This window comes from Streptomyces sp. NPDC058678, assembly GCF_042714835.1.
Lineage (GTDB): Bacteria > Actinomycetota > Actinomycetes > Streptomycetales > Streptomycetaceae > Streptomyces.
The window spans coordinates 1-9,459 of sequence record NZ_JBHXSG010000134.1 but is presented as its reverse complement, the minus strand read 5'-3'; the positions used below and the strand labels follow the sequence as shown (position 1 = coordinate 9,459).

Sequence of the window (9,459 nt, the reverse complement as noted above, 5' to 3'; positions counted from 1 at the left end):
GATCGGCGAACAGGGAGCTGAACTCCCGTGCTCGCCAACCGGTGATCGACATGACGCTGGACGATAGTCCGTGGACAGCTCAACAGCGCATAACCGAAGTGGGACGGTTACCGCGCTCAGCTTGCCGTGCACGCGGGCGGGCGGGTGCTGCTGCGCTCACGGCGCGGCACGGACATGACGGCCTCGTCCCCGAGATCCGGGCGGCGGCCCTGGCGCAGCTGCCGGAGGACATCGGGCTGGATGGCGAGCTGGTTGTGTGGGAGCGGGACCGGCTGGCGTTCGAGCGGCTGCAGCAGCGGCTTGCCCGGCGCGGGGCAGCTGCCGCTCAGGCGGCGCGGGAGTGGCCGGCGCACTTCGCGTTCTCTGTCGGGTCGAGCGTGTCGAATCGCGAAGTCAGCGGGTTCGCGGATTCCGGACATCCGTACCGGGCACTGCCGCGGCTGACCGGCGAAATCGGCGGCGATCCGTCGGCCGGACCGTCTTCCGTTTTCGACCACGGGGGCGAGCGGGCTCCATGGCCCGAGAAGGTGCGCCTGTCGCGTTCCGGGGATCCGATGAGTCGGCCCGTCACCACGGACCAGGCGTCAGCGACTGCACCGAAGCCCCGCAGGTGTTACTCGTCGAGGAACTGAATGGCGTGCTTCAGGAACCGCTCGGGATACTGGAACTGCGCTCCATGCCCGGCATCGGGGTAGATCAGCAGTTGCGCGTTGGAAATGTTCTGGGCGAGGTGCCAGGAGTTGATCGAGGCGATCATCACGTCGTTCTCGCCGTTGAGGACCAGCGTCGGCTGGGTGATCGCGTTCAGGTGGGCGTAGGGGTTCTCGCCCGGCAGCGGTTCCGCGTAGGCGACGGTCGCTTCGAACTGCGCCTGTGCGACCGCGGGCGAGCTCGGCGGGTCCTGGTCGGCCCGCTGGTGGCGGCGCTCCCAGAAGGCCTTGCCCGCTTGCTTCGCGGCTTCCGAGCGGCCGAAAAACAGGAAGAGGAAGTCCTCCAGGGTGGGGACCGGGTTCAGGGCGTACTGAGGCACCTGGGGGTCACTTGTCGGGTCCCCGCCGCGGAGGCCGGTGCCGAGTAGGAGGAGCTTGCGCACCAGCTGGGGGTGGCGCAGCGTGACCTCCTGCACCTGGTAACCGCCGAGCGAGAAGCCGAGCAGGTCGACCTGCTCCAGCCCCAGTGCCCGGATGACCGCGGCGATGTCGTCGGCCATGTCCTCCATCCGGTTACGCGGCGTGCCCGATGACGAGGCGATGCCGCGCCCGTTGAACAGGATGACCTCACGGCCTTCGGCCAGGCCGTCGGTGAGCAGCGGGTCCCAGTTGTCCATTCCCCCGCGGAAGTGCTGGACCAGAAAGAGCGGGACTCCGGAGGGCTTGCCCCAGCGGCGGTAGGCGAATCGGTCGCCGTCGACCTCGATGTACTGAGTCGGTGCGGTCACATGTGTGTCACTCATGGCCTGGGCCTTTCTGTAGTGGGTGAGCAATACGATGACGATCGTCATCTAAAAAGTCAACCCCTTTGATGTCGATCGACATCAATGTATCCTCGACCGTCGAGCGTCGACCGAGGAAGGGACGGCTGGACATGCGGGTCACCAAGGCACAGGCAGAGCAGAACCGGGCCCACATCGTCGCGACAGCCGCCAGGCTGTTCCGTGAGCGCGGATATGACGGTGTCGGCGTGGCAGAACTGATGGCAGCCGCCGGGTTCACCCATGGCGGGTTCTACAAGCACTTCCGCTCCAAGGCCGACCTGATGGCCGAAGCGTCCGCGAGCGGGCTCTCACAGACCGCGGCACGGACCGAAGGCATGGACGCCGCCGAGTTCGTCGAGCGCTACGTCTCCCGGGAGCATCGCGACGGGCGCGGTGACGGCTGCACCATCGCGGCCCTCAGCGGCGACGCCGCACGCCAGCCGGCGGACATCAAAACAGAGTTCGCAGCCGGGATCGAGAACCTGCTGACGGCCCTTCAGACCCAGAGTGATACGCCGGGGGATGCGGACCAGCGCGCGACCCGCACCATGGTGATCGACATGCTCGCCCACTCGGTCGGCGCGGTCATGTTGTCGCGCGCATGCCCGGACGGTTCTCCGCTGGCGGACGAAATCCTCGATGTCTGCCGCAAGGAGATTCTCGCGTCACTGGCACACGGCAACAGCGACCAGCCGGCGGCACGGAGCCCAGAAGCCTGACCACAGCCGACCGACGCAAGCCCCACCACCCCACGGTCACATGCCGACGCAAGACGGCTGCGGTCCGAACGTGCGGGTCGCGCGGGGCTCCCGCCGGGGTGGTCTTCCCGTTGTACGCGCATGAAGACAGGCCGATCCAACAGGGAACTGGTCGCCTTCGACCTGGTCCACCGAGGCGACGACCTGACGGGCTGGCCGTACACCCGGCGCCGTGCGGCCTTGGAGGCGCTGTTCGCTGAGCGCGGCCTGACGGCGCCGTGGGTGCTATGCCCGTCGACGACCGACCCGGCCCTGGCGCGGGAGTGGCTGTCGTGGACGGCGGCCGGGGTGGAGGGACTGTGCATCAAGCGGCTGGACGAGCCATATCGCGGAAGCGTGCGGTCGTGGCAGAAGTACAAAAACAGGATGAATTGCATCTGCCACAACACTCCACCGGCACTGAAGAAGCAGTTCACCCACGTCAGACGGGTGCGCGCGATGCTCGTACCTGTGCCAGACGTGTGCCCCGAAGAAATCGCGGACGTGCTGTCGCTGCGGGCGCGAGCGCCGAGTCAACGCAATGACCCCCGAGGGACCAATCTGCGGCACCTGCTACTCCAGTCCCCCGCGCCGGTGCGGGGTGTGCGGGACGGTCGCGCCCATCCAGGCCCGGGCCAACGACAGTCGTCCGGACACCTGCATGCAGGCCGTGCCTTCGGGGACGAGAGAAGGAGTGCAGCGTCTGCGGCCGCATCCGCCGCGGTCACCACATCGACGGCGGCAAAGGCCCTTTCCACTGCCAGACCTGCATTCCCCGGCCAGTCCACGACTGCGGCATCTGCGGACGCCCCAAACCAATCAAGATCCACTGGCCTCTGGGACCTGTCTGCGACTCCTGCTACGAACGTGCCCGCACCACGCCGGAGCACTGCAGCTCCTGCCAACAGGCACGCATACTCGTGGACAGGACGCCCGACGGCGACGGCTTGTGCCGCACATGCTGCACCCCTGACCGACCTGCCGATGTATGCACACAATGCGACCAGCCCAGTGACCTTCTCAAGGGCCGGCTCTGCCCTCGATGCACTCTCGCAGCCCGGGTGACCACACTCCTCACCGCTGAAGACAGCAGCGTTGCCCAGGTGCTTGCGCCGGTGACCACAGTGCTCACCGAGGCGGACAGTCCGTATCAGGTCCTTGCGTGGCTCAAGCGCAGCCCGGCCGCGCAGCTTCTGGGCCGCCTCGCCCGCCAGCCAGGCGACCTCAGCCACGAGGCACTCGACACCCTCGGCCAACAGGCCGCCACCGCTTACGTGCGCGGCCTGCTGGTGACCGCAGGCATCCTTCCGAAGCGCGACGAGAACCTCGCCCTCCTTACGAACTGGCTTGCACGGACCCTTACCAGCCTCCCTTCCCACCACGTCACGCTCATCCGCCCGTTCGCCGAATGGCAGGTAATCCGCGATGCCGGACGGCGCTCCGCACGGGGCCGCTACTCCTTCAACGCCCACAAGGGCGACTGCGGCAACATCCGCGCCGCCATCCAATTCCTGGCCTGGCTGGACGCACGCCGACTGACGCTCGCAACGCTCGAGCAGGGCCACCTCGACACCTGGTCGATGGACAGGCCCGGAGTACGCACCCGCTCCATCCCCTTCATCCGCTGGGCAGCCGCGCGACGTCTGATCGCCGACCTGACCATCGACCACCCACCCAGCCAGCTCCCAGGTGAGTTCCAGGTCGAGGACATCCATCGGGAGGAGCTACGCCGATGCCTCAACGACACTTCGCTCCCCCTGGAGGTGCGCATCACCGGCGCCCTGATCCGTCTCTACGCTCTCTCCCTCACGCGGATCGTCGAACTGACCGCAGACCAGTTCCACCGCGATGACGACAAGAACGCCTACCTGACGATCAACCGCCACCCCGTGGTACTCCCGCCGAAATTGGCTCGTCTCATCGAGGATCAGCTCCGCGAAGCCACCACATTGCATCAACAACCACAGGAGACGGAGAGGTTCCTCTTCCCCGGCCAGTTCCCCGGCCGTCCCCGCAACCCTGTGGGACTCGGAGACACGATGAAGCGCCACAACCTGCCGGCCCGCGCAGCACGGAACACGGCCATGATGGAAGCACTCGCTGACCTGCCACCCATCGTGATCTCGGACCTCGTCGGCATCAGCCCAGTCACGGCCCACCGCTGGGCCCGGCTCGCGGGCGACAGCTGGTCCGACTACCTGGCCACCCGCCAGCCAGCCCAAGGAACATGACCTACGCATCACTCTCGTTCATTGAGCAATCGGCATGACAGCGGTCGCTCGATGACCTCGTGATCTTCAGCTGCCTGCACCAAGTACAGGCGGGCCTCCGGAGTCCGGGTGACGGCTTCCTCAAGGCGCCCGTCCGTGAAGAGGGCCCCCACCCCGTCCTCAACCGCCCAGCCGGCGGACAGCATGCCAGTAACTACAGCTTCCTGGTAGGAGGTGCGGCGCCCTGGTTCGCTGTCGTAGTGCGGACACACCCAGCCCGGCAGGAGGCCCAGCCCGTCCTGCAGGAACGTCAGCGGCCCGAAGGAATCCGTGTGCGAGCCCTCCGCCCAGCAGTTGGCGCCAGCACTGATTCTGCACAGCAGCGTCCCGCTGCTGTATGCGTCGCGCAGCAGCCGGTCGACCCCATGCGCACGCCAGACCGCCAGCAGGTTCGCAGTATTGCCACCGCCGACGTACACGACGTCCTGGCTGAGCAGAAACGTCCGCAGCGCCTCGTCGTCCAGCTCTCGCCGGAACAACGACAAGACAGACGGTTCACAGTTACGTGGCTTGAACGCGCTCAAGAACTGATCGACGTATGCAGGCGCGTCGCCACTGGCAGTTGGAACGAAGCACATCTTGGGTCGGGGGCTCCTCGCATGGTTAAGCAGCCAGTCGTCAAGCAGGCCGTCCTCATCTGTTGAAAAGCCGCCCCCAAGAAGGGCGACACGACGAGCTGAAACGACCACCACGAGAGTGCCTCCTGAGCTGCGGGTCAAACCTGCGCGCACACTGCCGTGCCACGGGACCCATCTGCAACCCAATAGACGGCAGTCCACCATCGCTGCGTCCCCAACGCTGCTTTGCCGCCACGCCTGCTTCAGGAAGCCGGACGCGTAGTGAGGAGACCGGAATAGCGCGCCCCTCAAATACTGCGTCTTCGCCAGCAGGTCCGCGAGACGAGTGAGGCGATCGTCGGCGCGATCACCGGCTCTCTGGCCGTTCCCCGCACGCTGCTGCTCGGCAGGTACGACGCCGAAGGGCGCTTTCAGTACGTCGGCCGCACCACCACCCTCGCCCAGGCGGCAGGTACGGCGTTCGCCGGTCTGCTCGCTGCGGGGCGGCGCGGTCATCCGTGGGCAGGCTGGTCGTTCTCAGCCGGGTGGGGCAGCCAGGAAAAGCTGAACGTCACGCTGGTGGAGCCCGAGCTGGTGGTGGCAGTCGGCGTCGACGTCGCCCGCGATGCCTCCGGCCGGTGGCGACATCCCGCACGCTGGCACCGTGCCCGCCCCGACCTCTCCCCCGACGACGTTCCCCGACTGACGTCACCACCTCACTGACGGCGGCGGGCGCGGAGGCCCCGCCGACGCGCAACCGGCTGAGCGCGCCCCGATCCCCGGCTGCGTCCGCGCCGCCCATCCCGCCCTCCCTCATCCTCAACTCCAGCCAGGGCATGGGCGAAGGGGTCGCAACGGGGATGTCAGCGGCCCGACCACGCCGTACGCCCGTGGTGACCTGGGCGGACTCCAGCGCGCTGTGGAGGCCGGCGCAACACCTACCGCAACACGCAGCGCAACACGGCGCCTTTTGAGGCGAAGCCGCGGCCGGGCGGGCTGATCACGGTGTCGCCCTGCGATCGGTCCCCATCGAGCTCTGCGAGGACGGTTCTAGGTACGGCCACCAGGGGCGTAGTCCTGCAAGAAGGCCGGGGCGACCATGCGCTGCCTCATCATCAGCTCGGTCAGATCCTGCGCGAGGCGCGGGTGAGTACCGGGCCATTCCGGTGCGTGCGCCACTCATTCCCGGCTGTTGAAGACGGTGAAGCGGTTGAAGTCTGCGACACGAAGCCGCGAGGCGTCCTGTGGGTCGCGGGAGATGATCACGCCTAGACGACTGCCGAGCGGCACGGTCAGGCGTCGAAAATCCCTTTCATGAAGCGGGATGTCCAGCAGATGCTCCGCGAAGGGGGATGGGGCGAGCGGAGTGCAGCACGGACGTCACGCTCGGCCGACTCCGGTGAGCAAGGGATACGGGAGTCTGGCACTCAGGGACGTCCCCTCAGTGGCGCATCGCGCGCTCCGGCGGCATCCCCGGCCGGTCCTTCGGCAGCAGCAAACGCAGGGCACCCGGCCGGATACCGCACACGACGGGCAGAGGAAGCCGCACCGCTTCGCCGTCGACGCCCGCGTCAAGATGCCGCACCTCACCGTGCAGCGTGATGCCGGGAGCAGACCAGATGACGGCCCCATCCCCCGCCGACCCGGCACCGCGCTTGTGCTGTCGCAGTTCGCCGCGCAGATGCCGCAGGAGGTCGGGGGGAGCCTGCGCCCGGCGCTTGAGAACGATGACGCCCAGCTGTCCCGTGCTGAGGGAGAAGCGACGCCCCAGCCAACGCGGTGTGGCCAGGTGGTAAGGGTTATTGGAGATCAGCACCACCTGCGGGAACTCGACGGTCCCCCATGGTGTGTCCACGCGGGCCTCGACCCACTGCTTGCCCTTGGCATAGTCGGGTGCCACTGCGGCGAACGCGCGAGGCTTGTCCTCCCGGTACCCGGGCTCCAGCAGGGCATCGGCGTACACACCGAAAGAGACGTTGTTGACGAAGACACGCGAGCCGAGCACCCCCAGGTCCACCTGCGCGGGCTCACCGTCGACCAGGGCGTCCAGCGCCCGCCCTGGATCGCGCAGATCGAGGCCCAGGTCCCGGGCAAAGTGGTTGCGGGTGCCCGCTGGGACCACGACCAGCGACCGGCCCGTGTCGGCGGCCACCGCGGCGACTGCCGACACGGTGCCGTCACCGCCCGCGACCCCCAGCACCTGCGCCCCCTCCACCACGGCGTTCCTCGCGAGCGACGCCGCGTCCTCCTCCTCGCTGGTCGTCCAGACCTGGGCTCCCATGCCCTCGGCCCGCTGTACCAGGCCGTAACGAGCCGTCTTGCCGCCGCCCGAGCGTGGATTCATCACGATCACCACCCGGGCACGCGTCCGAGCGCCGGTCATCACCGCATCCACTCTCGGTGTTGAGGCGGTGAGAAAGAATTGCCAGCCCATGTTCGCCAAGGTCGCCAGGCTTCCGCCGAGCAAGGGTCCTGTGGTGCGGTGCCGTGCGGGGGCATGGTGCCGGTGCCTGCTGAGGTTTCGAAGGGGGATGTCATGCCGCCTCTCCCTCCAGGTAGAGGGGTGGATCGGTTCCCCTCCATCGTCACTCCGCCCAGCCCCGTGTTGCCTGGCGGGAGGTGGTCAACGGAGTGTTGCCGGGTCGGTGCCGTCGCCCTGGGCCGCTTCGGGCGATCTCTCTGCGATGCCGGCAGCGCCGGGAACTCCTCGCTCCAGAAGGCTTGCCGACGCCTCCGGCGGCGACTCACTCCTCCAGCCCGCATCCCTCTGGCTCAGCCTCGGCTGCGTGAACGAGCCGGGGCGTGGTCGGCGGGCATAGTTCCAGCTGCGGGGCAGTAGCTTCTGGGACCCGGTCGGGGGTCGCGGTGCCGGGTGAATGAACGCGAACGAACGAGCCCAAGCACTGGATCGCCCGTAGATTGGAAGTCCAGGCAGTCGCGCTCGCGGCCACGGAGAGCGCGTGATGACAGCGGACATCGATTTCACGGCGTTCTTCGACGCCACACCAAGCCCGTACCTGGTGCTGGATGCGGACCTGGTGATCCGCTACGTCAACCCGGCATGCCTGCGGACTGCAGGCCGGACCAAGGACGAGTTGATCGGGAAGTACTTCTTCGACGCCCTGCCGGAGAATCCCGGCTTCCGCGACGACGAGGAACGAAACCTGAAAGCCTCCCTGCACCGGCTTCTGGACACCGGGAAGCCGGAAACCGCGGTGCTCCATCGGTACGACGTTCCCGCCCCCGATCAGCAGGACGGGTTCGAGGAGCGATGGTGGTCGGTGGTCCACACTCCGCTTTCCGCGCCTGACGGCACAGTGAAGTGGATCATCCAGCAGGTGGAGGACGTCACGGCCTTCGTCCACTCACCCCAGGCACGTCAGCTCAGCGAGGAGTCCCCCGAACGAACGGAGGGCATTGCAGCCGAGCTGTACGCACGGGCCCACGAGCTGCACCGGATGAACCAGGAACTGCGCCAGGCCCACGCCCGTGAACAGCAGGTCGCCGTCACCCTGCAAGAAGCCATGCTCTCCGTTCCTGACCTTGACCGGCACAGCAACATCGCCGTGCGCTACCTGCCCGCGACTACGACACTGAACGTGTGCGGCGACTGGTACGACATCGTCGACCTGCCACCCGACCGCTACGCCGTGGCGGTTGGAGACGTTGTCGGCCACGGCCTGCACGCCGCCGCCGTCATGGGCATGCTCCGCAGCGCCCTGAGCGCCGTCATCCGCGCCGTCCCCAGCCCCGCCCAGGCCCTGGAAGTCCTCGGCCTCTATGCCCGCTCCGTGGACGGCGCCATGGCCGCCACCGCGGTCAAGGTGCTCATCGACACCCGCAGCAGGCTGATCATCTACAGCAACGCCGGGCACCCACCACCGATCCTGCTCCACACCGACGGGACCTGCGACCTGCTGGACCAGGCCACCGACCCACCACTCGGCACGCGCGAGCACCATGTCCCCCGCCCCCAGGCCGGCCTCCCTTACAGGCCGGGAGACACCCTCGTGCTGTACACCGACGGCCTCATCGAGCGCCGCGGCGAGGACATCGACGCCGGCTTGGAACGCCTGACCACTGCCCTGGCCCAGGACCGAACCCTCGCCCCTGACCTGCTGGCCGACGCACTGCTGACCCGGCTCGACGTCGCCGGGGGCGTCTCCGACGACATCGCTCTCGTCATCATCCGCCTATAACCTCGCGCGACTTCTTGATAGCGCCCGGAGATACTCCAGCCTGGATCAGGAACAGGCACTCAGCTTGTCCTACCTTCCAAGCGTGGGTCTGAGCTGGTCCTTCGTAAGATCGGCGGGCCCGGGGGTTTCGGGGCGTTTGACGGTTTTGCCGACGTCGTAGCGGGGTGCCCGCTGTTTGTTCTTGGCGCCTGGTGGCCGTCCTGGGCCAGCGCCTCGGGGTTT

The 9,459-nt window shown here is 67.7% G+C and carries 8 protein-coding genes and 1 pseudogene; 6 read left to right on the top strand and 3 right to left on the bottom strand.

The genetic code is table 11. The annotated features are described in order from the left end of the window. Window positions 1-632 (top strand): annotated as a pseudogene (locus ACFWWR_RS47435) (hypothetical protein); the annotation flags it as partial. On the opposite strand, the gene ACFWWR_RS47430 reads toward ACFWWR_RS47435, so the two are convergent. Further along, window positions 614-1,453 carry an alpha/beta fold hydrolase gene (locus tag ACFWWR_RS47430; RefSeq protein WP_384310583.1) on the bottom strand — a complete coding sequence of 280 codons (840 nt, stop codon included), beginning with the start codon at window positions 1,451-1,453 and terminating at the stop codon, window positions 614-616. The pseudogene ACFWWR_RS47435 and the gene ACFWWR_RS47430 sit on opposite strands and share 19 nt — an antisense overlap. Before the next feature lie 68 nt (window positions 1,454-1,521). Between ACFWWR_RS47430 and ACFWWR_RS47425 the strand changes: the two genes are divergently transcribed. The 3 genes from ACFWWR_RS47425 (at window position 1,522) to ACFWWR_RS47415 (ending at window position 4,442) form a co-directional block, all read left to right on the top strand. Further along, window positions 1,522-2,193 carry a TetR/AcrR family transcriptional regulator gene (locus ACFWWR_RS47425; protein WP_383877792.1) on the top strand — a complete coding sequence of 224 codons (672 nt, stop codon included), beginning with the start codon at window positions 1,522-1,524 and terminating at the stop codon, window positions 2,191-2,193. Between the two features lie 120 nt (window positions 2,194-2,313). Next, entirely contained in the window at window positions 2,314-3,276 is a 963-nt protein-coding gene (locus ACFWWR_RS47420; RefSeq protein WP_384310581.1) for a hypothetical protein, read from the top strand. Then, a complete protein-coding gene (locus ACFWWR_RS47415) occupies window positions 3,273-4,442 on the top strand; it encodes a hypothetical protein (RefSeq protein WP_384310579.1) in 1,170 nt (389 codons plus the stop codon). The genes ACFWWR_RS47420 and ACFWWR_RS47415 overlap by 4 nt, the downstream gene beginning before the upstream one ends. Window positions 4,443-4,450: 8 nt before the next feature. Here the strand turns inward: ACFWWR_RS47415 and ACFWWR_RS47410 are convergent, their stop codons facing one another. Then, complete coding sequence (locus ACFWWR_RS47410; RefSeq protein ID WP_384310585.1) at window positions 4,451-5,263, bottom strand: Type 1 glutamine amidotransferase-like domain-containing protein; 813 nt, start codon at window positions 5,261-5,263, stop codon at window positions 4,451-4,453. Window positions 5,264-5,350: 87 nt separating this feature from the next. Here ACFWWR_RS47410 and ACFWWR_RS47405 point away from each other — a divergent pair, with 87 nt between their 5' ends. Then, window positions 5,351-5,761 carry a hypothetical protein gene (locus ACFWWR_RS47405; RefSeq protein WP_384310584.1) on the top strand — a complete coding sequence of 137 codons (411 nt, stop codon included), beginning with the start codon at window positions 5,351-5,353 and terminating at the stop codon, window positions 5,759-5,761. A gap of 718 nt (window positions 5,762-6,479) precedes the next feature. Here the strand turns inward: ACFWWR_RS47405 and ACFWWR_RS47400 are convergent. Next, the gene (locus ACFWWR_RS47400) at window positions 6,480-7,421 is read right to left on the bottom strand and encodes a diacylglycerol/lipid kinase family protein (RefSeq protein ID WP_384310578.1); all 942 of its coding nucleotides are present in this window, start codon (window positions 7,419-7,421) and stop codon (window positions 6,480-6,482) included. Window positions 7,422-8,001: 580 nt separating this feature from the next. Between ACFWWR_RS47400 and ACFWWR_RS47395 the strand changes: the two genes are divergently transcribed. After that, the gene (locus ACFWWR_RS47395; protein ID WP_383877798.1) at window positions 8,002-9,237 is read left to right on the top strand and encodes a PP2C family protein-serine/threonine phosphatase; all 1,236 of its coding nucleotides are present in this window, start codon (window positions 8,002-8,004) and stop codon (window positions 9,235-9,237) included. Window positions 9,238-9,459 lie beyond the last annotated feature (222 nt).

Excerpts from the sequence above, each read along its gene's own strand:
- ACFWWR_RS47430 (WP_384310583.1), bottom strand. The coding sequence starts at position 1,453 with ATGAGTGACACACATGTGACCGCACCGACTCAGTACATCGAGGTCGAC.
- ACFWWR_RS47425 (WP_383877792.1), top strand. The coding sequence starts at position 1,522 with ATGTCGATCGACATCAATGTATCCTCGACCGTCGAGCGTCGACCGAGG.
- ACFWWR_RS47420 (WP_384310581.1), top strand. The coding sequence starts at position 2,314 with ATGAAGACAGGCCGATCCAACAGGGAACTGGTCGCCTTCGACCTGGTC.
- ACFWWR_RS47410 (WP_384310585.1), bottom strand. The coding sequence starts at position 5,263 with ATGGTGGACTGCCGTCTATTGGGTTGCAGATGGGTCCCGTGGCACGGC.
- ACFWWR_RS47400 (WP_384310578.1), bottom strand. The coding sequence starts at position 7,421 with ATGACCGGCGCTCGGACGCGTGCCCGGGTGGTGATCGTGATGAATCCA.
- ACFWWR_RS47395 (WP_383877798.1), top strand. The coding sequence starts at position 8,002 with ATGACAGCGGACATCGATTTCACGGCGTTCTTCGACGCCACACCAAGC.